We start from the raw sequence: 23,217 nt of genomic DNA, 5'->3' as shown, positions 1-23,217 counted from the left end.
CGCTGGCTACGGTCCGCGAAAACCAGCCCGTCCGGCGATTGAGGACGCGGCCGCAGGCCGCTCCCGCCGCAGGCGGCAGCGGACCCGCGTCAGCGCACCGGCGCCTTCACCCGCTCCACCCGCTGGGTTCCCGACAGGGTCCGGTACGAGCGGGCCCAGGACGCCGTCGTGTCCCGCTTCCGTTTGTCGGACAGGACGTAGTAGTCCATCTGTGCCCGCTCGGCGGTGACGTCGAGGACGCCGTAGCCGTGCGAGTCCATGTCCACCCACTTCACATGCCGGTTGGCGGCCTTGATCGCTCCGGCCGCGGGCAGCGAGACCGTGTGCGGCAGCACGTGCAGGGTCTCGTCGAGGTTGTCGGCGGTCACCGAGGTCACCACGAACTCGGTGGCGACGGAGGCGGAGAGGGGATAGGTGGCGGCCTGCTTCGGCACGTCGTTGGCCCATGCCATGTGGATGTCGCCGGTCAGGAAGACGGTGTTGCGGACGGCGTGGCCGGAGAGGTGGTCCAGGAGCTCGCGCCGGTCGTGCGTATAGCCGTCCCACTGGTCGGTGTTGACGGCGATGCCGCCCGTCGGCAGGCCCAGCAGCCTGGCGATCGGCTCCAGGAGGTGCGCGGGCAGGGCGCCGAAGGCGACGGGGGCCATCATCACGGGGTTGCCGACGAGGCGCCACGTGGTGTCGGAGGAGGCCAGCCCCGCCTTGAGCCAGTCGAGCTGGGCGCGGCCGGTGAGCGTGCGCTCCGGGTCGTCGACCTTGCCGCTGCCCGCCTTGACCTGCTGCGAGCGGAAGGACCTCAGGTCCAGCAGGTGCAGATCGGCGAGCTTGCCGAAGCGCAGCTTCCGGTAGGTGGTGCCCTCGACCGAGGGGCGTACGGGCATCCACTCGAAGTACGCCTGCTTCGCCGCGGCCATCCGCTCCGACCAGTCGCCCTCCGCGCCCGGCGTGTGGTTCTCGGCGCCGCCCGACCAGGCGTCGTTCGCGAACTCGTGGTCGTCCCAGATGGCGACGATCGGGTGCGCGTGGTGCAGCGCCTGGAGGTCGGCGTCGGTCTTGTAATGGCCGTGCCGGGTGCGGTAGTCGGCGAGCGTGACGATCTCGTGGGCCGGCTCGTGCGGGCGCACGACGTACTTCGCGGCCGGGTACTCGCCGGACTTGTACTCGTAGATGTAGTCGCCGAGGTGCAGCACCGCGTCCAGGTCGCGGCGCGCGGCGAGGTGGCGGTACGCGGCGAACCAGCCCGACTCCCAGTTGGCGCAGGAGACCACGCCGAAGCGGATGCCCTCGGTGGCGGCGTCGCGCGCGGGCGCCGTGCGCGTACGGGCGGCGGGGGAGCGCACCTCGCCCACGCCGAAGCGGAACCAGTAGGTGGTGGCCGGACGCAGGCCGCGCACATCGGCCTTGACGGTGTGGTCGCCCGCGGCCGTGGCCGTGGCGGTGCCCCGGGCGACGACCCGGCCGAACGACGCGTCCTCGGCGACCTCCCAGCCGACCTCGACGGCGGGCCCGCGCCCGGAGCCGGGGACGGCGTCCGGGGTGGGGGTGACGCGCGTCCACAGCAGGATGCCGTCGGGGAGCGGGTCGCCCGAGGCGACACCGTGCAGGAACGCGGGGCCGCCGGCCGCGGCGTGGGCCGAGGGGCCCGTGGCGAAGGGGAGCAGCGCGGCGGAGGCGGCGACGGCCGTGACGGCGGTGCGGCGCGATATCCGGTCGTTTTCGATCACGGGCGATCACCTTACCTCCGGGTAAGGCGCAGGACGTACGAAAGCTGACAGTTCGTCCGGGCTCTGGACTGTTGGCCGTGGTTCCGCTACGACCGAGGTGCGGGCCGCCGTACGCGCGCCCCGCGCCGGGAGGGACCATGTCGAAGCGCACCCGCAAGCGCCGCTGGCGCCTGAAGAAGAACAAGGCCAACCACGGCCGACGGCCCGCTTAACCGGGGGCCGCGCCGGACGGGCCGCACGGACGACGACCGGGCCCGTCCGGCACTCGGAAGCGGGCTGCCCTACGTCAGTGCGGGTCGACGGCCGGACCGGCGCCCGGACCGGCGCTCGGCCAGTGCGGCTCCGGCTCCTCGTCACGCGGCCCGAACGCCGCCGTCAGACACAGGTGCACGGCCATCGCCGCCAGCGGCCACGCGAGCAGGACGCCCTTGGCACCCAGCTTGAGCGGGGCGTCGAAGACGACGCCCTTGCCCACGGCCTTCGCGGTCGCGACGACGTCGGAGGACGGGCCGAGCCAGACACCCAGCCGCCAGCCGATCAGCGAGGCGAGGAGGGAGCCGACCGCCAGCCCGGCGACCAGCGGGATGCCGCCGCGGCGGCGGAACCAGAACACCACCGCCGAGCTCAGCACGCCGAAGCCCAGCGCCAGCAGCGCGAACGTGCCGTCCGCGCCGATCGCCTGCTCGCCCTCGGAGTTCTTCAGATAGACGGCCTTGCCGTCCGAGATCAGCGGGACGCGCGGCGCGAGCCACACCCACAGCAGCCCCAGCAGCACCCCGGCCACCGCCACCACCGCGGCGACGACCGCGGCCTGCCGCAGCTCGGCGCGCAGCCCCGGATCCCGCTCGCCGGCGGGCGGCTCCGGGTCGAAGGGCCCGTGCACGGGCTCGTGCGGCGGCGGGTCGTGCGGCGTCAGCGGTGCGGTCACCCCGCCATCGTGCCAGGTGGACGGCGTGCCGTCGGCGGCAGGACGCTCGCTGCGGCGCGTCATCGGACGGCCGCCCGGCGGTACGCCCAGGTCGCGGCCGCCAGCGACACCACACCCACGGCCGCGCACACGCCCAGATCCGCGGCGATCAGCAGCCAGTCGGGCCGCGCGTCGAAGCTCCGGGCCAGCGCCTCCACACCGTAGGTGGACGGCAGCAGATCACGCGCGTAGGCGATCAGGGCGGGCATCCGGGCCGCGGGCAGCACACCCAGCAGCAGCGCCGCGGACATGCCCAACTGGCCGCACAGCGTCGCCAGTTCCTGCCGGGGCGCGAGCAGCCCCAGCGCCGCGCCCAGCCCGGCGAGCGCCGCCCCGGCCAGCGGGACGACCGCCGCGAGGACCCACAGGTGCCCCAGCGGCAGCTTGAACAGCACGCTGCCCACCACCGCCGTCACGGCCGTGCCGGGCACGGTGAACGACGCGTACGCCGCCGCCGCACCCAGCACCACGGCCGCGGGCGGCACCGGCAGCGTCGCGTAGTGGTCGAGACCGCCGCTCGCGCGCAGCTGACCGAAGTACTGGGCGAGGAGGTTCAGCGCGACGAACGCGACGACCAGCACGCTGGACCCGGCCACGACGGACCGCGCCTCGTCACCGCCGTCGACGACACCGCGCATCAGGATCATGATCCCGACGGACTGGAACGTCGCCACGAACAGCAGCGGTATCCGCGCCACCCGGGCCCGCGACAGCTGCGCGCGGTAGACCGCGGCCAGCGACGGCAGCAGCCGCGCCCTCGGCGCGAGCGGAGCGGCCGCCCCGCCGTCCGGCCGCGGGCGCGCCCGCCCTTCGGCCCGGGTCTGCCCGGGTGCCGCTTCTGCGGATACAGCAGTCACGCCGCGATGCTCCTCTTCGGTACGGACCGGCGCCCGGCCGTAACGGTCGCGGGCGGCGCGCCCACCGCCCCGCCCGGCCCTGTGGTGCGGGCGCTCACCCCTTGACCAGCCCTTCCGCACGGCCGCCCAGAGCCAGATAGACATCCTCCAGGCTCGGGGTGGCGAGGGTGAAGTCGTCGAGCGCGGCGAAGGCGGGACCGCCGGTGACGGCGGCGACGGCCGCCCGCGCCTCGGCGGGGCCGAGCCGCAGCGACCAGCGGCGGCCCGTCTCGGTCGCCGCGCTGCGCAGCGCGGCGACCTCGGGGACGTGCAGCGGGGGCTCGGAGCGCCACACCAGCTCGACGCGCACCTCGTCGCCGACCAGCTCCTTGAGCCCGGCGGGGGTGTCGCACGCGATGATCCGGCCCCGCTCCAGCACCGCGACCCGGTCCAGGACCGTCTCGGCCTCGATGACGTTGTGGGTGACGAGCAGGACGGTCGCGCCGCGCTCGGCGCGGCGGCGGTCGACGGCGGCCCACACCGCGCGGCGCGCCACGGGGTCCATGCCGGTGGTGGGCTCGTCCAGGACGAGGACCGGCCGGTCGCCGACCAGCACCGCGGCGAAGCAGGCCAGTCGGCGCTGCCCGCCGGAAAGCTTCTTGAGCGGCCGCCCGGCGATCGGGCCCAGGCCGAGCTCCTCGATGACCGAGTCGCGCTCGGCGCGGGCCGCGCGCAGGCCGAGACCGCGCAGCCGGCCGGTGGTCTCGGCGGCGAGGGCGACGGTCAGCTCGTCCAGGGCCGTCGACTCCTGGCCGAGGTAGCCGACGAGGCGCGAGGCGCGCTCGGGGTGGCGGACCAGGTCGTGGCCGAGGAGGTCGACGCTGCCCTCGTCGGGGCGGAGCAGCCCGGTGAGCTGGCGCACGAGCGTGGACTTCCCGGCGCCGTTGGGGCCGAGCAGCCCGAAGATCTCGCCGCGCCGGACATCGAGGTCGATGCCGTCGCTGGCCCGTACGGCGGCCGTTCCGGGCGCTCCGCGTCGGCCGCGCGCGGCGGGGTAGGTCTTGACCAGGCCGCGCACGGTGCATACCGCGCTGCCCGTCGCCGCCTGTTGTGCACCCGTCCTCACGAGCTATGAGGGTACGCGGTTGGCCGTGCGCCCTCGCGCTCGGGGCCGCGCGGCACGGCGCCCGGCGGTGTCAGTCCCCGGCGGGCGCGTGCTCCGCGGCGGTCCGGGCGTCGATCTCGCGCCAGAAACCGGCCCTGATCGCATAGCGGTCGTGCTCGTCGATCTGGTCGTCCTTGTGCGCCAGCAGCCCGAACCGCGCCGCGTAGCGCAGCAGCTCGCCGTCGATGCGGTGCGGGATCCGCGGGTACTCGGTGGACAGGTGCTGGAGGTGCACGGAGTCGGTGAGCCGCTCCGTCCAGCGGCGGGCGAAGACCTGGCCCACCTCGAAGGGGTCGCCGCCGACGGTGGTGATGTCCTCCTCGCGGTCGGCCCACCGCTGCTCGGCGCTGGTGAGCTGGGCGAGCATCGGCAGCGAGGCGGTTTCGGGCGGTTCGCCGATCCCCGCGCCCGCGCCGCGGTCGACCCAGCCCTTGTCGGAGGACCAGCGCAGGGTGGCGCTGGGCGCGAGGGCGGACGCGCCCTGGCCCGGCTGGCCCGGGGCGGCGGGCTGGCCGGAGGCGGGGCCCTGGGACTGCCCGGCGAGGCCGCGGGCCAGGCCCGCGAGGTCCTTCGGGGTGGGCACGCCGCGCGCCGCGGGGGTCTCGCCGTTCTCCTGCCCGCGCTCGGTGGTGCAAGGCGCGGCCGGGGCGGCGGGCCGGGTGCCGTTGCGCTCGGCGGGACGGGCGTCCGCGGGGTGGGGCGCGGCCGCGGCCGCGGCGGCCGCCGCGGTCTCGGGCAGCGGGGCGGAGAGGATCGCGGCGATCTCGGGGCGGGGCGCGGGGGAGGGCGCGCAGGCGCCGGTGAGCTCCTTGGCGCGGACGGCCCGGGTGATCCACGTACGGTCCAGGACGCGCCGCTCGTCGGCCTCGGCGACGAGGTCCTCGGACTGGTTGTAGTCGCCGTCGGCGGCCTGGACGGCCCAGAGGTGGACGGCGACGCCGTGCTCCTTGGCGGACATCAGGCCCGGCAGGAGGTCGCCGTCACCGGTCACGAGCACGATGTCCGAGCACGCGCGGTTGCGGGCGAGCTCGGTGAGCTCGGCGTGCATCGCGGCGTCGACGCCCTTCTGCGCCCAGCGGCCGTCGCTGCGGGTGAGGGCGCCCAGCCGGACCGTGACCCGGGGCATGACGCGCAGCCTGCGGTGCTCGGGCTGCGGCACGCGGTCGGGGGCGCCGTCGAACCAGTAGATCCGCAGCAGGGGCTGTTCCGTCTCGGCCTCGGCGCGTTCTCGGAGCCCCTGGATGAGGGTCGCGTGGTCCACGGTGATGCGGGACCGGGCGGGCTCCCCCGCCAGCAGGCTCGCGGCGGCGCCCAGCAGATAACCGGCGTCCACCAGGACGACGCAGCGGTCCACGTTCCACCCTCTTTCAGTACGTCCAGAAGTGCGGTCGCCCCCCGGCACTGCCGTGCCCCGGTTTTCCTTGGCTTTCCTGGAGTCTGCCCGACCGTGCGGGGGTTATCAGTCCGAACTGGATCTTCGGCGTGGCGGATACGGGCTGACCACGATAAGTGCACCTATCACGCACGGTAATTACCCGAAATGCACGCTTCGCCAGTGCGTGCGAGGGTGACGGCAGGGGGTCGCACGGAAGTGGAGGCACTTCAGCATGGCCAAGAACAAGAACCGGAAGCAGCCGCAGCAGTCGAGCGCGGCCGAGCGCGGGCAGCAGCAGGCCAAGAGCTCCTCGCTCGAGTCCCAGAGCGAGCAGCGGCAGTCCCAGGTCACCCCGGGCGACATGGCCCGCAAGGGCAAGCAGAAGCGCTTCGGCCACAACTGACCGGCGCCCCGGCGGCACCCGACCGACAACGGACGGCGCCCACCGGCGCCTTGATGCAGCGAGGGGCGCGCCCGGGTGATCCGGGCGCGCCCCTCGTGCGCGATCGCGGGCCCCGCGGGCCCTCGGCGGTCTCCCGCCGGTGCTCAGCCGGCCAGGCAGGACGGGCCGAGCAGCACCTTGAGGTCGCCGAAGAGCGCCGGGTCGGGGGTGACCCGGTGCCGGTCCAGGCGCAGCACGGTGGTCTTCCGCGGCCCCTGGAGCTTGATCCGCACCTCGGTGGAGCCACGGTGGTGGGTGAGCACCTGGCCCAGCTTCTCCACCATGGGCGGGGTGACCTTCACGGTGGGGATGGTGATGATCACGGGGGCGTTGGTGCCCGCGTTGGAGAGGTCGGGGACCATCAGCTCCATGGCGACCAGGCGCGGGATGTCCTCGCGCTTGTCCAGGCGGCCCTTGACGAAGACGACGGCGTCCTCGACGAGCTGGGTGGAGACCAGCTGATAGGTGGCCGGGAAGAACATGCAGTCGATGGAACCGGCCAGATCCTCGACGGTGGCGATGGCCCAGGCGTTGCCCTGCTTGGTCATCTTGCGCTGGAGGCCCGAGATGATGCCGCCGATGGTGACGATCGCGCCGTCCGCGTGCTCACCGCCGGTCAGCTGGGAGATGGCGGCGTCGGCCTTGTCGTTGAGGACGTGCTCGATGCCGAAGAGCGGGTGGTCGGAGACGTAGAGGCCGAGCATCTCGCGCTCCTGCGCGAGCAGATAGGCCTTCTCCCACTCGACGTCGGAGAACTCCACGTCCAGGCCGAAGCCGGGCCCGTCGTCGGCGGTCTCGTCGCCCATCCCGCCGAAGAGGTCGAACTGCCCCTCCGCCTCCTTGCGCTTGACCGCCACCACGTTGTCGATCATCGGTTCGTAGTGCGCGGTGAGGCCCTTGCGGGTGTGCCCCATCTCGTCGAAGGCACCGGCCTTGATCAGCGATTCGACGGTGCGCTTGTTGCAGACGACGGCCTCGACCTTGTCGAGGAAGTCCGGGAAGGAGCTGTACTTCCCCTTGGACTTGCGGCAGCGGATGATCGAGTCCACCACGTTCTGCCCGACGTTGCGGACGGCGGTGAGGCCGAAGAGGATCACGTCGTCGCCCTGGGCCGCGAAGTTGGCCTCGGACTCGTTGACGTTCGGCGGGAGCACCTTGATGCCCATGCGCCGGCACTCGTTGAGGTAGATCGCCGACTTGTCCTTGTCGTCGCGCACGGAGGTGAGCAGCGCCGACATGTACTCGGCCGGGTAGTTGGCCTTGAGGTAGGCGGTCCAGTAGGTGACCAGGCCGTACGCGGAGGAGTGGGCCTTGTTGAAGGCGTAGCCGGCGAAGGGCACCAGGACGTCCCACAGGGCCTGGATGGCCTGCTCGGAGAAGCCCTTCTTCTGCGCGCCCTCCTTGAAGAAGACGAAGTTCTTCGCCAGCTCGTCGGGCTTCTTCTTGCCCATCACGCGGCGGAGGATGTCGGCCTCGCCGAGGGAGTACCCGGCGATGATCTGAGCGGCCTTCTGCACCTGCTCCTGGTAGACGATCAGACCGTAGGTGACGCCGAGGACCTCCTTGAGGGGATCCTCAAGCTCCGGGTGGATCGGCGTGATCTCCTGCTGGCCGTTCTTGCGCAGCGCGTAGTTGGTGTGCGAGTTCATGCCCATCGGGCCCGGCCGGTACAGGGCCGAGACGGCGGAAATGTCCTCGAAGTTGTCGGGCTTCATCAGGCGCAGCAGCGAGCGCATGGGCCCGCCGTCGAACTGGAAGACACCGAGCGTGTCACCGCGGCAGAGCAGTTCGTACGTCGTGGGGTCGTCCAGCGGGATCTTCAGCAGGTCCAGCTCGACGCCCTTGTTGGCCTTCACCATCTTGACGGCGTCGTCCATGATCGTGAGGTTGCGCAGGCCCAGGAAGTCCATCTTCAGCAGGCCGAGCGACTCACAGCTCGGGTAGTCCCACTGTGTGATGGTGACGCCGTCGGAGGCCCGGACCCAGACCGGGACGTGGTCGGTGATCGTCTCGCTGGACATGATCACGCCGGCCGCGTGCACACCCATCTGCCGGACGAGGCCCTCGACGCCGCGGGCGGTGTCGATGACCTTCTTCACATCCGGCTCGTTCTCGTACATCCCGCGGATCTCGCCGGCCTCGCCGTAGCGCGGGTGGGCGGGGTCGAGGATGCCGGAGAGCGGGATGCCCTTGCCGAGGACGTCGGCGGGCATCGCCTTGGTGAGGCGGTCGCCCATCGCGTACGGATAGCCCAGCACGCGGGCCGAGTCCTTGATGGCGTTCTTGGCCTTGATGGTGCCGTAGGTGCCGATCATGGCGACCTTGTCGGCGCCGTACTTCTCGGTCACATAGCGGATCACCTCGGCGCGCCTGCGCTCGTCGAAGTCGATGTCGACATCGGGCATGGAGATGCGCTCGGGGTTGAGGAACCGCTCGAAGATCAGGCCGTGCTCGATCGGGTCGAGGTCGGTGATGCCCATGGCGTAGGCGACGATCGAACCGGCCGCGGAGCCTCGGCCGGGGCCGACCGCGATGCCGTTGTTCTTCGCCCACATGATGAAGTCGGCGACCACGAGGAAGTAGCCCGGGAACCCCATCTTGATGATGATGTCCATCTCGTACTCGACCTGCTTGAGGCGGTCGTCCGGGATGCCGTCGGGGTAGCGGCGGGCCATGCCGCGCATGGTCTCCTCGCGGAACCAGGTGACCTCGGTGAAGCCCTCCGGCACGTCGAACTTCGGCATCAGGTTCCGCTCCTGGAACCAGCCCTCGGTGTCGATCTGCTGGGCGACGAGGAGGGTGTTGGCACAGCCCTCCTGCCAGGCGTCGGAGGAGTCGATGGCGTACATCTCCTCCGTCGACTTCAGGTAGTAGCCGGTGCCGTCGAAGCGGAAGCGGTCCGGGTCGGAGAGGTTCTTGCCGGTCTGGATGCACAGCAGCGCGTCGTGGGCGGTCGCCTCGTGCGCATAGGTGTAGTGCGAGTCATTGGTGACCAGCGGCGGGATGCCGAGCTTCTTGCCGATCTCCAGCAGGCCGTCGCGGACCCGGCGCTCGATCTCGATGCCGTGGTCCATCAGCTCCAGGAAGTACTTCCCCTCGCCGAAGATGTCCTTGTAGTCGCTCGCGGCCTGCACGGCCTCGTCGAACTGGCCGAGCCGCAGCCGGGTCTGCACCTCGCCGGACGGGCAGCCGGTGGAGGCGATCAGGCCCTCCGACCACTGGGAGATCGTCTCCTTGTCCATGCGGGGCCACTTGGTCAGCCAGCCCTCGGCATAGGCGTCGGAGGACAGCCGGAAGAGGTTGTGCAGACCGGTCTTGTTCGCCGCCCAGATCGTCTTATGTGTATAACCACCCGAACCGGACACATCGTCGCGCTTCTGGTGCGGCTGGCCCCACTGGATGCGCCGCTTGTTGCGCCGGGACTCGGGCGCGACATACGCCTCGATGCCGATGATCGGGGTGACGCCCGCCTTCTTGGCCTGATGGAAGAAGTCGTACGCGCCGTGGAGGTTGCCGTGGTCGGACATCGCGATATGGGTCATGCCCATCTCGTTGCACGCGTTGAACATGTCCTTGAGCCGCGCGGCACCGTCCAGCAGGGAGTACTGCGTGTGTACGTGCAGGTGCGTGAAGGGCGGCTTGGTCACGGTGGAAGACCTCCGGCGAACGGTCGGCGACAGCGGGGAGACAGCATTGAAGGTTACCGGCCCCCACTGACAGACGAGGGCGCGCTGCGACCTCCCGGGGCTTTAGTCGGCGTTTACCGGGGCCCATGACAGACTCGTCCCTCATGGACATTTCGGCGGCAGGACCGAGGACGGCGCGGGCGGTGGCCTTCACCGCGCTGTGCGTCCTGCTGTCCGCCGCCTCCCACGTGCTGCTGTCCGGCGTGGCCCTGCCCCTGCCGGTCGTCGCCGTGACCTCCGCGGCCGTCTTCGCGCTCGCCTACGCCCTGGCGGGCCGCGAGCGCCGCTTCGCGCACATCGCCGCCCTGCTCGTCCCGCTGGAGCTGGCCGCCGACGCCGTCTTCACCACCGGGCAGCGCACCTGCTTCGGCATGGACGGCCACCCCGTCCCCGGGGCGCTCACCGCGCTCTGCGGCGGGGGCTCCCTCGACGGCCCCTTCGCGCCGGTCACCGGACCGGACACCGCCTCCTGGCTGCTCCTCGCCGCGCACGTCACGGTGGGCCTGCTGGCCGCCGCCTGGCTGCGCCGCGGCGAGGCCGCGTTCGGCAGGCTGCTGGCCGCGGCCGCGGCGGCCGCCTTCCGGCCCCTGCGGCCGGCCGCCGCCTCCCCGGCCGTACGGCCTGGGAGCGCGCGCGTACGGCCCGCGCGCCACGCGCGCGTGCCCGCCACCCCGCCCGCGCTGACGCACTCCGTCGTCCGCCGTGGCCCACCGCGCAGGCCCGCCCTCGCCTGAGCAGTCACGGACCACAGCAGCACACACGGAGAAGTCACCCCATGAGCAAGCGCAACAGCCACGAGAACAAGCAGGCCGCCCGCGAGCGGCTGCGCGCCGAGCGGGAGCGCCAGGCCAAGAAGGACAGGACGCGCCGCCAGCTCGTCGTCGGCGGGTCGGTCGTCGCGATCCTCGCGGTCGCCGCGGGCATCGGCGTGGCCGTCACCCAGATGGGCAAGGGCGGCTCGGACTCCGCCTGGACGGCCGCGGCGAAGAAGGACCTCGTCAAGCCCGCCAACACCGCGGGCGACAAGGGCACCGAGATCGTCATCGGCGACAAGAAGGCCAAGCACACCCTGGACCTCTTCCAGGACATGCGCTGCCCGATCTGCTCGGTCTTCGAGCAGAACGTCGGCGGCACGATCGACAAGGACGTCAAGGACGGCAAGTACAAGGTCTCGTACCACGTCGCCACCTTCCTCGACCGCAACTTCGGCGGCGTCGGCTCCAAGAACGCCCTCAGCGCGCTCGGTGCCGCCCTGAACGTCAGCCCCGAGGCCTTCAGCGCCTACAACAAGGCCCTCTACGCCAAGGACAACCACCCGCAGGAGACGAAGGACGACTACGCCAAGGACGACGTCCTGCTGAAGATCGCGGACGGGATCCCGGCGCTCAAGGGCAACGCCGAGTTCCGCAAGAACGTCGAGGACGGCACCTTCGACAAGTGGGCCCTGGAGGTGTCCGACGCCTTCGACACCAACAAGGACGTCACCGGCACCCCGACGGTCAAGCTCGACGGCAAGAAGCTGACCGCGCCGGACGGCAAGAACGCGCCGATCACCCCGGACCAGTACAACAAGGCCGTCGACGGACAGCTCAAGTCCTGACCTCTTCGTCCCCATCCGCACCGGGCGTCCCGTCCCCGCCACCGATGCCGAATCTTGACACGACACTTATCCGAGAGCGTGGCAAACTTCGGCCTCATGGAGGGGACGGGAGTTCGACTGAGGGCGTTGCGTGCGACGCTCTTCACGGCGCTCTGCGTCACGCTCTCCGCCGCCTCCCACGTCCTGCTCTCCCGGACGCCGCTGCCCGTCTCCACCGTCGCCGTGCTGTCCGCCGCGTTCTTCGTGATCGCCTACGCACTGGCCGGCCGTGAGCGGAGCTACGGACGGATCGCCTCCCTCCTCATCCCGCTGGAGCTGACGGCGGACACCGTCTTCACCACCGGCCAGCACGCCTGTTACGGGCGGGCCGGCGGCCCGATAGCCGGACCGCTGCACTCGATCGGCGTCGACCTGGTCTGCCGCGGCGGCGGCTTCGGCACCCCGCTGGCCCGCATGGCCGCCCAGGGCGGCACCGCCCCCGCCGCGGACTCCGCCGCCCTGCCCTGGCTGCTCCTCGCCTGCCACATCACGGTGGGCCTGCTGGCCGCCGCCTGGCTGCGGCGCGGCGAGGTGGCCCTGGCCCGGCTGCTGCGCGCGGTGGCCGCGTTCGCCTTCCGGCCGTTGCTGCTGGCCGTCGCCGCACTGGCCGCCGCCGCCCGGCCCCACCGGGCGCCCGTACGGCCCGCGCGCCGCGTCCCGCCCCCGCGCACCCTCCCGCTCCTCGTCCACTCCGTCGTACGGCGCGGACCGCCCCTCTGCCCGGCAGCTGCCTGACGCACTGCCCGCAGCACAGCGGTCCCCCCATCCGTACCTCACCGGAGAAGACATCATGAGCAACCGCAACAACCCGCAGAACAAGCAGGCCGCCCGCGAGCGGCTGCGCGCCGAGCGCGAGCGCCAGGCCAAGAAGGACAAGACGCGCCGCCAGCTCGTCGTCGCCGGGTCGATCGTCGTCGTCCTCGCGATAGCCGGCGGCATCGGCTTCGCCGTGACCAACATGAACGACGGCGGCTCCGGCAAGGGCGAGTGGGCCGCCGTGGCGAAGCAGACGCTCGTCAAGCCCGCCAACACCACCGGTGACAACGGCAACGAGATCGTCATCGGCGACCCGAAGGCCAAGGAGACCCTCACCGTCTACGAGGACGTGCGCTGCCCGGTGTGCGCCATGTTCGAGCAGAACTCCGGCGAGCAGCTGCGCAAGGACGTCAAGGACGGCCGGTACAAGGTCCGCTTCGTCATGGTCAACTTCATCGACGACAGCCCGGCCGCCGGCACCGGCTCCAAGAACGCCGTCAGCGCCCTCGGCGCCGCGCTGAACGTCAGCCCCGAGGCCTTCGTCCAGTACAAGGAAGCGCTCTACTCCAAGCAGAACCACCCCGACGAGCGGGACGACGCCTACTCCGCCGACAAGAAGCTCATCGAGGTCGCCCAGCAGGTCCCGGCCCTCAAGGGCAACAAGGACTTCGAGAAGAACGTCACCGACCGCACCTACGCCAAGTGGGGCCTGGAGATGGGCAAGCTCTTCGGCAAGAACGGCATCAACGGCACGCCGACGCTGCTGCACGGCGACAAGAAGCTGACCAGCCCCGGCACGCAGAACCCGCCGATCGCCAAGGAGGACTTCGTCTCGGTGATCGACAAGGAGTTCGGCCCGAAGAAGTAGCGGACCGACGGTGGGCGGACGGGCCCCCGAGCCCCGTCCGCCCGCCCTCAGTCCCGGGCGATCGGCGCGACCACCGCGTCCGTGAGAGCCGCCAGGTCGGCGGGGGAGAGCTCGATCTCCAGGCCGCGGCGGCCCGCCGAGACACAGATCGTGGGATGCGAGCGCGCGGACGCGTCCAGCGCCGTCGGCAGCCTCTTGCGCTGCCCCAGCGGCGAGATGCCGCCCCGTACGTACCCCGTCGTGCGCTCCGCGGCCGCCGGGTCGGCCATCGCCGCGCGCTTGCCGCCCACCGCCGCCGCCAGCGCCTTGAGGTCGAGGGACCCGGAGACCGGCACCACCGCCACCGTCAGCGCGCCGTCCACCTCCGCCACCAGCGTCTTGAAGACCTGCCGGGGATCGACGCCCAGCGCCTCGGCCGCCTCCTGGCCGTACGCGGCGACGGCCGGATCGTGCTCGTAGGCGTGCACCGTGAACGGGGCGCCCGCCCGCTCCAGGGCGACGATCGCCGGGGTCGAACCGGACTGCTGCTTCTTCGGCTTCTTCACCGCGCCCTCCCGGCCGCTCAGTTGGGGCTGGTCGGCTGCTGCGTGAGGTTCACCGCGGGCAGCGACGGCAGCTTGGCGATCACCGCGGTCTCGGCGCGCAGCACCTTCAGCTCCTCCGCGAGCCTGCTCGCGGTGTCGGGGGCCTGGAGCAGCCGCTGCTTCGCGGGGGTGTCGAGCATCGCCGCCGCCGCGACCAGATAGGACAGCACGGACGGCTCCCCGGGCAGGTCGGCCTGCCCGGCCAGGGAGCTCTCGGCCGCGCCCGCCAGCCGCTTCTGGTACGCGCGGAACGCCCGCACGACCCCGGTGGCCAGCGCGCCCGCCTCGTCGCCCTGCTCCTCCTCCAGATACTCCACCTCGCCCGTCAGATACGGGCCCGAGGCATCGACGGACAGCAGCCGGAAGCGGCTGGTCCCGGAGGAGAGGACCTCGTACGTGCCGTCCGCGCGCTCGCGGATCGTGGCCGCCTCCGCCACGCAGCCGACCGAATAGAACGACTTCAGCGGGTCGGCGCCGAAACCGGACGCCGGTCCGGGCTCCGGCCGCGCGCCCTCCGGCAGGCCGGGCGCGGTGGGCGCGACCTCGTGGCCGTCGCGGATGGCGACGACCCCGAAGCGGCGCGGCTCCTCCTCCGGCAGCTCCGACAGATCGCGCATCAGAGCGCGGTAGCGCTGCTCGAAGACGTTCAGGGGGAGCACGAGGCCGGGGAACAGCACGGTGTTGAGGGGGAAGAGGGGGAGGCGTGCGGTGGTCACAGCCCGTAGCCTAATGGCCTGGGCGGTCGGCTGGTCGGGGGTTTTCCCGGGCTTGTGCGGATGCTCACTGGCGGCGGAGCAGGCGGGACGCCCCCGCCGCCACCGTGGTCGCCAGCACCCAGCCCAGGAGGATCAGGGCCGCCACCACCCACTGCGCCGCCCCCGTCGGTCTCCAGGCCTGCCCCTGGCCCAGGTCGATCACCGGCAGCAGGAGGTCCAGGGCGTACAGCCCGGGGTTCCACGCGGGCCCCTCGTGCTCCTTGATCGGCGTCAACGGGTGGTAGGTGAAATAGACCGTGGCCGCCGCCCACAGCACCGCCATCCACACCGCCGCCCGCCCCGGGCGGTAGCCGTACGCCACCATCCAGTCCTGGAGATACCCCCACGCCTTGCCCGCCAGCGGCAGCGTCTCCCGCCGCCTGCGCTGCTTGGCCAGCAGCACCTCCCGCGCGTCGGCGTCCTCACCGCTGTCGCGCAGGGCGCCCGCCAGCCGTTCGTACGGCTCCGGCGCGTACTCCGGGGTCGCGGCGGCCACCCACTCCAGCCGCCTGCTCAGCGGGAAGCGGCCGAGCGGTATCAGGTTCTCGTAGGAGAAACCGGCCATCACCAGCCCGCCGGGGCCCGGCCAGCTCTCCGCCCGGTCGACGAGATTGACGATCCGGGCCCCCGACAGCACGACCCGGCCGCGCTGCCCCCACTCGCCCAGGAAGCGCAGCTCCGGCGTCTGGATCCGGCGCAGCGACAGCTCCTGGTCCGCCTCCAGGACGAACCGCGCCTGGCTGAAGTCCACCGCGTCGCCGAACCGCCCGTCGTCCAGCCTTATCCCGCCCCGGCACTCGAAGCGCTGCACCCGCGTGCCACGCTCGGGCGTGGTGACGATGCCGTACGGGGGAGTGAACCCGCTGGCGAAGGCGGCGCTGCTGTAACCGGCCGCCGTCAGATAGAGGGTGCGCTCGACCGTCATCTGCGGGGCGTTGAGGGCGCGCCGCCCGTACGGATTGCTCAGGGTGCTGCCGCGCAGGCTGAGCGAGACCCCTATGGTCGCGCCCCGCATGCTCAGCTCGCCGTACGACCGCATCAGCTCCGCCTGGAGGTCCTGCCCGACCGACATGCCGTCGGCGGCGACCGACAGGCCCCGCCGGTCCTGGCGCACCACCACCTGATTGAGCAGCAGGTCCGTCCCTATGTGGGCGTCGGTCAGGCGGATGCCGTTCTGCACGACGCAGCGCGGCAGGTGCAGATCGCCCTCCGTGCGCAGCCGGGCGGCCTCCAGCCGGGGGATGGCGCAGCCGACCAGCCGCAGCGTGGTGAAGCGGCACTCCGGCAGCAGCACCTGCTGGTCGAAGCGGCAGTTCAGCATCTCGACGTACGGGACGACGGTCCCGCCCGACAGGTCGAGCGAGCCCGTGATCCGTACGCCGTTGAGCTTGAGGGCCGACACCCGGCCCGGCTGGGAGGGCGGCCCGTCGAGGAGGAGCAGGGCGACGATCCGGGCGCGCACGCTGCGCTCCGGACCCCAGGGATGCGGGCCGGAGGGGTCGTTCCACTCGGGCTGCGCCACGCGCAGATCGTGGGTGGCGCCCATCCGGAACGCCTGCCACATCCCCCATTCGGCGGTGGTGAGATCCAGCCCGGTGGGTGGTTCGCCGTCGTGCGGTTCGGTCACGGACCGTACCCCCTTCCGCCACGCATACCACTGGGTACCGTCCCCATTCCCGCCGTGTGACCGCTTGAACACCCATGGTGAGAGGTTGATGCGGCCCGGCGGCGCGTATCACCGGTTGGTACAGGGAGCCGTGTGCCGGGGCGGGTCTGAGACAATTGACCCTGTGATCTCCCGAATCGATCTGCGCGGCACCGCCTCCGGCGTCGACCGCGACCTGCTGCCCCGAGCCGAACTCGACGTGGAGGCCGCCCTGGAGAAGGTGCGGCCCATCTGCGAGGACGTGCATCATCGTGGCACCGCGGCCTTGATCGACTACGCGGAGCGGTTCGACGGCGTCACCATCGACCGGGTGCGGGTCGCGCCCGAGGAGATCACCGGCGCCCTGCGGGCGCTCGACCCGGCCGTGCGCGCCGCGCTGGAGGAGTCCATCCGCCGCGCCCGCATCGTCCACCGCGAGCAGCGGCGCACCGACACGACCGTCACCGTCGTGCCCGGCGGCACCGTCACCGAGCGCTGGGTCCCGGTCGACCGCGTCGGCCTCTACGTCCCCGGCGGCCGCTCGGTCTACCCCTCGTCCGTGATCATGAACGTGGTGCCGGCCCAGGAAGCGGGCGTCGGCTCGATGGCCGTCGCCTCCCCGCCCCAGGCCGACTTCGGCGGGCTGCCCCACCCCACGATCCTGGCGGCCTGCGCGCTGCTCGGCATCGACGAGGTCTACGCCGCGGGCGGCGCCCAGGCCATCGCGATGTTCGCCTACGGCACCGAGGACTGCCGCCCGGTCAACATGGTCACCGGCCCCGGCAACATCTGGGTCGCCGCCGCCAAGCGGCTGCTCAAGGGCCGCATCGGCATCGACGCCGAGGCCGGCCCCACCGAGATCGCCATCCTCGCCGACGCGAGTGCCGACCCCGTGCACGTCGCCGCCGACCTCATCAGCCAGGCCGAGCACGACCCGCTGGCCGCCGCCGTGCTCGTCACCGACTCCGAGGAGCTGGCCAAGGCCGTCGAGAAGGAGCTGGAGACCCAGGTCGCCGCCACCAAGCACATCGAGGACCGGATCGTCCCCGCCCTCGCGGGCCGCCAGTCCGGCATCGTGCTCGTCGACGACGTCGAGCACGGCCTCGCCGTCGTGAACGCCTACGGCGCCGAGCACCTGGAGATCCAGACCGAGAACGCCTCCGAGGTCGCCGCCCGCGTCCGCAACGCCGGAGCGGTCTTCGTCGGCCCCTACGCCCCGGTCTCCCTCGGCGACTACTGCGCCGGCTCCAACCACGTCCTGCCCACCGGCGGCTGCGCCTGTCACTCCTCCGGCCTGTCGGTGCAGTCCTTCCTGCGCGGTATCCATGTCGTGGACTACACCCGCGACGCCCTCGCCGAGGTCACCCACCACGTGGTGACGCTCGCCGAGGCCGAGGACCTGCCCGCGCACGGAGCCGCGCTCAAGGCGAGGTTCGACTGGAAGGTGCCACAGAGCAAGTGACCGGGATCGACGACCTGCCCATCAGGGACGAGCTGCGCGGCAAGTCCCCGTACGGAGCGCCCCAGCTCGACGTGCCCGTACGCCTGAACACCAACGAGAACCCCTACCCGCTGCCCGAGCCCCTCGTCGCCCGCATCGCCGAGCGCGTCGCCGAGGCCGCCCGGCACCTCAACCGCTACCCCGACCGGGACGCGGTCGAGCTGCGCACCGAGCTCGCGAAGTACCTCACCCGCACCGCGGGCCACGAGGTCACCACGGGCCAGGTCTGGGCGGCCAACGGCTCCAACGAGATCATCCAGCAGCTGCTCCAGACCTTCGGCGGGCCCGGCCGCACCGCGATCGGCTTCGAGCCGTCGTATTCGATGCACGCGCTGATCTCGCGCGGCACCGGCACCGGCTGGATCCCCGGCCCGCGCCGCGCCGACTTCACCATCGACGTCGACGCGGCCGTCACCGCCATCGCCGAGCAGCGGCCCCACGTGGTCTTCGTCTGCTCGCCCAACAACCCCACCGGCACCGCCGTCGAGGCCGACACCGTCCTTCGGCTGTACGAGGCGGCGCAGGCGGCCAGGCCCTGCCTGGTCGTCATCGACGAGGCGTACGGCGAGTTCAGCCACCGCCCCTCGCTGCTGCCGCTCATCGAGGGACGGCCGAACCTCGTCGTCTCCCGCACCATGTCCAAGGCCTTCGGCGCCGCCGGGCTGCGGCTGGGCTATCTGGCCGCGCACCCCGCGGTGGTCGACGCCGTCCAGCTCGTACGGCTGCCGTACCACCTGTCCTCCGTCACCCAAGCCACCGCGCTCGCGGCCCTGGAACACACGGACACGCTGCTCACCTATGTCGAACAGCTCAAGGCGGAGCGCGACCGCATCGTCGCCGAGCTGCGGGCCATGGACTTCGAGGTGACGGAGTCCGACGCGAACTTCGTCCAGTTCGGCCGCTTCGCGGACAGCCACGAGGCGTGGCAGGCCATCCTCGACCAGGGCGTCCTGGTCCGGGACAACGGCGTACCGGGACGGCTGCGGGTCACCGCGGGCACCCCCGCCGAGAACGACGCCTTCCTCGACGCGGTGCGCACCATTCGCAAGGAGAACAACTCATGAACCGCATGGGCCGCGCGCTGCATCTCCCGGGGGACGACCCCCGGACCCCCGGCCGGACCCACGTCGTAGGGGCCGCGCGTCGCGAACGGCACATCTGCAAGGAGACCAACCGATGAACCGCGTGGGCCGCGCAGAGCGCACCACCAAGGAGACCTCCGTCCTCGTCGAGATAGACCTCGACGGCAGCGGGCAGGTCGACGTGTCGACCGGGGTCGGCTTCTACGACCACATGCTCGACCAGCTCGGCCGCCACGGGCTCTTCGACCTCACCGTCAAGACCGACGGCGACCTGCACATCGACAGCCACCACACCATCGAGGACACCGCGCTCGCGCTCGGCGCCGCCTTCAAGCAGGCCCTCGGCGACAAGGTCGGCATCTACCGCTTCGGCAACTGCACGGTCCCCCTGGACGAGTCCCTCGCCCAGGTCACCGTGGACCTCTCCGGCCGCCCCTACCTCGTGCACATCGAGCCCGAGAACATGGCGCCCATGATCGGCTCGTACGACACGACGATGACCCGGCACATCCTGGAGTCCTTCGTCGCGCAGGCCCAGATCGCCCTGCACGTCCACGTCCCGTACGGGCGCAACGCCCACCACATCGTCGAGTGCCAGTTCAAGGCCCTCGCCCGCGCGCTGCGCTACGCCAGCGAGCGCGACCCGCGCGCCGCCGGGATCCTTCCCTCCACGAAGGGTGCGCTGTGAACAGCCTGTCCACCATCCTGATCGTCGTCGGCCTGTTCCTCCTCGGCGGCATGATCTCCTTCGCCAAGCAGGGCCTGCCCAAGGGCGTGATCGTGCTGCTCGGCATCGGCTGCGCGATGTGCCTCGTCGCCGGAGTGATGCGCCTGGAGGTCTGGGCATGAGCGACCGCAAGAAGGTCGTCGTCTTCGACTACGGCTTCGGCAACGTCCGGTCCGCCGAGCGCGCCCTCGCCCACGTCGGCGCGGACGTCGAGATCACCGGCGACTACGAGACGGCCATGAACGCCGACGGGCTGCTCGTCCCCGGCGTCGGCGCCTTCGAAGCCTGCATGAAGGGCCTGCGCGCCGCCCGCGGCGACTGGGTCGTCGGCCGCAGGCTTTCCGGCGGCCGCCCCGTCATGGGCATCTGCGTCGGCATGCAGATCCTCTTCGAGCGCGGCATCGAGCACGGCGTCGAGAGCGAGGGCCTCGACGAGTGGCCCGGCACGGTCGAGCCGCTCAAGGCGCCCGTCGTCCCGCACATGGGCTGGAACACCGTCACCCCCGCCGAGGGCTCCCGGCTCTTCGCCGGCCTCGACGCCGACGCCCGCTACTACTTCGTGCACTCCTACGCGGTGCGCGAGTGGGGCTTCGAGATCACCGCGGACCACATCCGGCCGCCCCAGGTCACCTGGGCCACCCACGGCGAGCCGTTCGTCGCCGCCGTGGAGAACGGCCCGCTGTGCGCCACCCAGTTCCACCCCGAGAAGTCCGGCGACGCCGGCGCCCAGCTGCTGACCAACTGGATCGAGACCCTGTGAGCCCCGTGATGCCGAAGCTCGAACTCCTCCCCGCCGTCGACGTCCGCTACGGCCAGGCCGTCCGCCTCGTCCACGGCGCCTCCGGCTCCGAGACCTCCTACGGCGACCCGCTCTCCGCCGCCCTCGCCTGGCAGCGCTCCGGCGCCGAGTGGCTGCACCTCGTCGACCTCGACGCCGCCTTCGGCACCGGCGACAACCGCTCCCAGGTCGCCGAGGTCGTCAGCTCCATGGACATCAAGGTCGAGCTGTCCGGCGGCATCCGCGACGACGCCTCGCTCGCCGCGGCCCTCGCCACCGGCTGCACCCGCGTCAACCTCGGCACCGCCGCCCTGGAGACCCCCGAGTGGGTCGCCAAGGTCATCGCCGAGCACGGCGACCGCATCGCCGTCGGCCTGGACGTCCAGGGCACCACCCTGCGCGGCCGCGGCTGGACCCGCGACGGCGGCGACCTCTACGAGACCCTCGCCCGCCTGGACGCCGAGGGCTGCGCCCGCTACGTCGTCACCGACATCGCCAAGGACGGCACGCTCCAGGGCCCCAACCTGGAGCTCCTGAAGAACGTCTGCGCCGCGACCGACCGGCCGGTAGTCGCCTCCGGCGGCGTCTCCTCCCTTGACGATCTGCGGGCGATCGCCAACCTGGTACCGGAGGGCGTCGAAGGCGCCATCGTGGGGAAGGCCCTCTACGCCAAGGCGTTCACCTTGGAAGAGGCCCTGGAGGCTGTGTCCGTATGAGCGAAGCCGTGCAGCGGGTGCGGAGCGACGACAGTCCCTGGGAAGAGACGTTCGGCTGTGCGCGCGCTGTCGCGGCGGGGGACCGGGTGCTGGTGGCCGGAACCCTGCCGTTCAACGGCTCCGTGCTGCACGGCGAGGGCGACCCCTACGAACAGGCCAAAGCGGCCTTCGGGAACGCCGTCGCCGCCCTGGCGGACTTCGGCCTCGGCCCCGAGGCCGTCATCCGCACCCGCATGTACCTGACCCACGCGCGGGACGTCGACGCGGTCGGCCGCGCCCACAAGGAGTTCTTCGAGGCGGTGCGGCCCGTGGCGACCCTGGTGGTCGTCTCCGGTTTCGTCGACTCGCGCGTGCTGGTCGAAGTAGAAGTAGAAGCGTACCGAGGAGCAACGAGCACATGACCCTGGCGGTCCGAGTCATCCCCTGCCTGGACGTGGACAACGGCCGGGTCGTCAAGGGCGTCAACTTCCAGAACCTGCGCGACGCCGGCGACCCCGTCGAAATGGCCAGGATCTACGGCGAGGAAGGCGCGGACGAACTCACCTTCCTCGACATCACCGCCTCCTCCGGCGACCGGGAGACGACCTACGACGTGGTGCGCCGCACCGCGGAGCAGGTCTTCATCCCGCTGACCGTGGGCGGCGGCGTCCGCACCGCGGGCGACGTGGACAAGCTGCTGCGCGCCGGAGCCGACAAGGTCGGTGTCAACACCGCGGCCATCGCCCGGCCCGAGCTGATCCAGGAGATCGCCGAGCGCTTCGGCCGCCAGGTGCTGGTGCTCTCCGTGGACGCCCGGCGCACCGCTGCCGGCTCCTTCGAGGTCACCACGCACGGCGGCCGCCGCGGCACCGGCATCGACGCCGTCGAGTGGGCCCACCGCGCGGCGGAGCTGGGCGCGGGCGAGATCCTGCTGAACTCCATGGACGCCGACGGCACGAAGGACGGCTACGACACGGAGATGATCGCGGCCGTGCGCAAGCACGTGACCGTGCCGGTGATCGCGAGCGGGGGCGCGGGGCGGCTGGAGCACTTCGCCCCGGCCGTCGAGGCGGGCGCGGACGCGGTGCTGGCCGCGTCCGTCTTCCACTTCGGCGACCTGAAGATCGCCGACGTCAAGCGCAGCCTCAGCGAAGCGGGGCACCCGATCCGCTGAGGGGCACCCGGGGCGCTGCCCCGGCCCCGGTCGTGGGTGCGGTCCGGTGGCCCGGTCACGCCCACCGGGGTGGTGCGCGAGCGCGGTGCGCGGCCGCGGGGCGTGTGTGGCTGGTCGCGCAGTTCCCCGCGCCCCTCACGGTGCGTGAGGAACTGCGCGGGGGCTGGGCACCCGGGGCCGGGGGCTAGAGGCCCAGCGCCGCTTCCTGGAGCTTGGCCACCGCGTTCTCGTCGCCCGTCAGCTCCACCCGCGCCGCCGCCTGGCGGCCGAACGCGAACAGGGTCAACTCCCCGGGCTCGCCCGTCACCGTCACCACGGGCGCGCCCCGGTGGGCCACCGCCGTGCGGCCGTCGGGGCGGCGCAGGACCAGGCCCACCGGCGACTTCCGGCCGAGCATCCGCGCCACCCGCTCCAGCCGGGCCCACAACGCGTCCGCGAACACCGGGTCCAGCTCGCGCGGCGCCCAGTCCGGCTGGGCGCGCCGGACATCCTCCGTGTGCACGAAGAACTCGACGGTGTTGGCGGCCTCGTCGACCTGCTTGAGGGCGTACGGCGACAGGCGCGGCGGCCCGGTGCGGATGAGCTGGAGCAACTCCTCGTACGGCTTGGCGGCGAACTCGGCCTGCACCCGCTCGAGCCGCGGGGCCAGCGCCTTGATCACCAGACCTGCCGCCGCGTCGGAGCGGCGCTCCCGCACGACGACATGGGCGGCGAGGTCACGGGTCCGCCAGCCGGCGCAGAGCGTGGGGGCGCCGGGGCCCGCGGTCTCCAACAGATCGGCCAGGAGCAGGCGTTCGCGCTGTGCGTGGGTCGACATG

Annotated in this window: 24 protein-coding genes; 14 read left to right on the top strand and 10 right to left on the bottom strand. The window is 72.1% G+C overall.

Annotated features, from left to right (window positions below; all coding sequences use genetic code 11):
- Positions 1 to 89 precede the first annotated feature (89 nt).
- On the bottom strand, positions 90 to 1,724 hold the full coding sequence (locus DXZ73_RS13465; protein ID WP_116211233.1) for an alkaline phosphatase D family protein: 1,635 nt from the start codon (positions 1,722 to 1,724) through the stop codon (positions 90 to 92).
- Positions 1,725 to 1,861: 137 nt separating this feature from the next.
- Here DXZ73_RS13465 and DXZ73_RS40585 point away from each other — a divergent pair, with 137 nt between their 5' ends.
- On the top strand, positions 1,862 to 1,936 hold the full coding sequence (locus DXZ73_RS40585; protein ID WP_374223834.1) for a 50S ribosomal protein bL37: 75 nt from the start codon (positions 1,862 to 1,864) through the stop codon (positions 1,934 to 1,936).
- A gap of 74 nt (positions 1,937 to 2,010) precedes the next feature.
- Here DXZ73_RS40585 and DXZ73_RS13460 read toward each other — a convergent pair whose 3' ends face one another.
- The 4 genes from DXZ73_RS13460 to DXZ73_RS13445 form a co-directional block, all read right to left on the bottom strand.
- Complete coding sequence (locus DXZ73_RS13460; protein WP_162890159.1) at positions 2,011 to 2,715, bottom strand: ABC transporter permease; 705 nt, start codon at positions 2,713 to 2,715, stop codon at positions 2,011 to 2,013.
- On the bottom strand, positions 2,712 to 3,548 hold the full coding sequence (locus tag DXZ73_RS13455) for an ABC transporter permease (protein WP_116211232.1): 837 nt from the start codon (positions 3,546 to 3,548) through the stop codon (positions 2,712 to 2,714). Before DXZ73_RS13455 ends, DXZ73_RS13460 begins: the two co-directional genes overlap by 4 nt.
- 94 nt (positions 3,549 to 3,642) lie before the next feature.
- Entirely contained in the window at positions 3,643 to 4,653 is a 1,011-nt protein-coding gene (locus DXZ73_RS13450) for an ABC transporter ATP-binding protein (protein WP_116211231.1), read from the bottom strand.
- A 70-nt stretch (positions 4,654 to 4,723) separates the two neighbouring features.
- A complete protein-coding gene (locus DXZ73_RS13445; protein WP_116211230.1) occupies positions 4,724 to 6,046 on the bottom strand; it encodes an NYN domain-containing protein in 1,323 nt (440 codons plus the stop codon).
- 253 nt (positions 6,047 to 6,299) lie between these two features.
- Here DXZ73_RS13445 and DXZ73_RS38080 point away from each other — a divergent pair, with 253 nt between their 5' ends.
- Positions 6,300 to 6,470 (top strand): hypothetical protein, encoded by a 171-nt coding sequence (locus tag DXZ73_RS38080; protein WP_162890158.1) that lies wholly within the window; start codon positions 6,300 to 6,302, stop codon positions 6,468 to 6,470.
- Between the two features lie 143 nt (positions 6,471 to 6,613).
- Here the strand turns inward: DXZ73_RS38080 and dnaE are convergent, their stop codons facing one another.
- Positions 6,614 to 10,156, bottom strand: coding sequence for a DNA polymerase III subunit alpha (gene dnaE, locus DXZ73_RS13440; RefSeq protein WP_116211229.1), 3,543 nt, complete (start codon positions 10,154 to 10,156; stop codon positions 6,614 to 6,616).
- Between the two features lie 143 nt (positions 10,157 to 10,299).
- Here dnaE and DXZ73_RS13435 point away from each other — a divergent pair, with 143 nt between their 5' ends.
- The 4 genes from DXZ73_RS13435 to DXZ73_RS13420 all read left to right on the top strand — a co-directional run bounded on the left by DXZ73_RS13435 (position 10,300) and on the right by DXZ73_RS13420 (position 13,458).
- Positions 10,300 to 10,929: a hypothetical protein gene (locus DXZ73_RS13435; RefSeq protein ID WP_240351330.1), complete on the top strand. Its 630-nt coding sequence runs from the start codon at positions 10,300 to 10,302 to the stop codon at positions 10,927 to 10,929.
- 41 nt (positions 10,930 to 10,970) lie between these two features.
- Entirely contained in the window at positions 10,971 to 11,795 is an 825-nt protein-coding gene (locus tag DXZ73_RS13430; protein WP_116211227.1) for a thioredoxin domain-containing protein, read from the top strand.
- A 96-nt stretch (positions 11,796 to 11,891) separates the two neighbouring features.
- Positions 11,892 to 12,569: a hypothetical protein gene (locus tag DXZ73_RS13425; RefSeq protein WP_116215598.1), complete on the top strand. Its 678-nt coding sequence runs from the start codon at positions 11,892 to 11,894 to the stop codon at positions 12,567 to 12,569.
- Positions 12,570 to 12,624: 55 nt separating this feature from the next.
- Positions 12,625 to 13,458 carry a thioredoxin domain-containing protein gene (locus DXZ73_RS13420; RefSeq protein WP_116211226.1) on the top strand — a complete coding sequence of 278 codons (834 nt, stop codon included), beginning with the start codon at positions 12,625 to 12,627 and terminating at the stop codon, positions 13,456 to 13,458.
- Positions 13,459 to 13,505: 47 nt separating this feature from the next.
- Here the strand turns inward: DXZ73_RS13420 and ybaK are convergent, their stop codons facing one another.
- The 3 genes from ybaK to DXZ73_RS13405 form a co-directional block, all read right to left on the bottom strand.
- Positions 13,506 to 14,003, bottom strand: coding sequence for a Cys-tRNA(Pro) deacylase (gene ybaK, locus DXZ73_RS13415; protein WP_116211225.1), 498 nt, complete (start codon positions 14,001 to 14,003; stop codon positions 13,506 to 13,508).
- A gap of 17 nt (positions 14,004 to 14,020) precedes the next feature.
- Complete coding sequence (locus DXZ73_RS13410; protein ID WP_116211224.1) at positions 14,021 to 14,758, bottom strand: LON peptidase substrate-binding domain-containing protein; 738 nt, start codon at positions 14,756 to 14,758, stop codon at positions 14,021 to 14,023.
- A gap of 64 nt (positions 14,759 to 14,822) precedes the next feature.
- Positions 14,823 to 16,424 carry an oxidoreductase gene (locus tag DXZ73_RS13405; protein WP_116211223.1) on the bottom strand — a complete coding sequence of 534 codons (1,602 nt, stop codon included), beginning with the start codon at positions 16,422 to 16,424 and terminating at the stop codon, positions 14,823 to 14,825.
- Positions 16,425 to 16,587: 163 nt separating this feature from the next.
- Between DXZ73_RS13405 and hisD the strand changes: the two genes are divergently transcribed.
- From hisD to hisF, 8 genes are all read left to right on the top strand, one after another.
- On the top strand, positions 16,588 to 17,904 hold the full coding sequence (gene hisD, locus DXZ73_RS13400) for a histidinol dehydrogenase (RefSeq protein ID WP_116211222.1): 1,317 nt from the start codon (positions 16,588 to 16,590) through the stop codon (positions 17,902 to 17,904).
- On the top strand, positions 17,901 to 19,007 hold the full coding sequence (locus DXZ73_RS13395; RefSeq protein ID WP_116211221.1) for a histidinol-phosphate transaminase: 1,107 nt from the start codon (positions 17,901 to 17,903) through the stop codon (positions 19,005 to 19,007). Before hisD ends, DXZ73_RS13395 begins: the two co-directional genes overlap by 4 nt.
- A 112-nt stretch (positions 19,008 to 19,119) precedes the next feature.
- A complete protein-coding gene (gene hisB, locus DXZ73_RS13390; RefSeq protein WP_116211220.1) occupies positions 19,120 to 19,713 on the top strand; it encodes an imidazoleglycerol-phosphate dehydratase HisB in 594 nt (197 codons plus the stop codon).
- Entirely contained in the window at positions 19,710 to 19,874 is a 165-nt protein-coding gene (locus DXZ73_RS38075; RefSeq protein ID WP_162890157.1) for a hypothetical protein, read from the top strand. Before hisB ends, DXZ73_RS38075 begins: the two co-directional genes overlap by 4 nt.
- Positions 19,871 to 20,512 carry an imidazole glycerol phosphate synthase subunit HisH gene (gene hisH / locus DXZ73_RS13385; protein ID WP_116211219.1) on the top strand — a complete coding sequence of 214 codons (642 nt, stop codon included), beginning with the start codon at positions 19,871 to 19,873 and terminating at the stop codon, positions 20,510 to 20,512. Before DXZ73_RS38075 ends, hisH begins: the two co-directional genes overlap by 4 nt.
- A gap of 8 nt (positions 20,513 to 20,520) precedes the next feature.
- Entirely contained in the window at positions 20,521 to 21,246 is a 726-nt protein-coding gene (priA, locus tag DXZ73_RS13380; protein ID WP_116215597.1) for a bifunctional 1-(5-phosphoribosyl)-5-((5-phosphoribosylamino)methylideneamino)imidazole-4-carboxamide isomerase/phosphoribosylanthranilate isomerase PriA, read from the top strand.
- A complete protein-coding gene (locus DXZ73_RS13375; protein WP_116211218.1) occupies positions 21,243 to 21,647 on the top strand; it encodes a RidA family protein in 405 nt (134 codons plus the stop codon). Before priA ends, DXZ73_RS13375 begins: the two co-directional genes overlap by 4 nt.
- Positions 21,644 to 22,399 carry an imidazole glycerol phosphate synthase subunit HisF gene (gene hisF / locus DXZ73_RS13370; protein ID WP_116211217.1) on the top strand — a complete coding sequence of 252 codons (756 nt, stop codon included), beginning with the start codon at positions 21,644 to 21,646 and terminating at the stop codon, positions 22,397 to 22,399. The genes DXZ73_RS13375 and hisF overlap by 4 nt, the downstream gene beginning before the upstream one ends.
- Before the next feature lie 184 nt (positions 22,400 to 22,583).
- On the opposite strand, the gene DXZ73_RS13365 is transcribed toward hisF, so the two are convergent.
- Positions 22,584 to 23,216, bottom strand: coding sequence for a TIGR03085 family metal-binding protein (locus DXZ73_RS13365; RefSeq protein WP_116211216.1), 633 nt, complete (start codon positions 23,214 to 23,216; stop codon positions 22,584 to 22,586).
- Between the last annotated feature and the right edge of the window lies 1 nt (position 23,217).

Source organism: Streptoverticillium olivoreticuli subsp. olivoreticuli (assembly GCF_003391135.1).
Classification (GTDB): Bacteria; Actinomycetota; Actinomycetes; order Streptomycetales; family Streptomycetaceae; genus Streptomyces; species Streptomyces blastmyceticus.
Note: the sequence above shows the minus strand (reverse complement) of the source record. Positions and strands in the feature narration are given on the sequence as shown.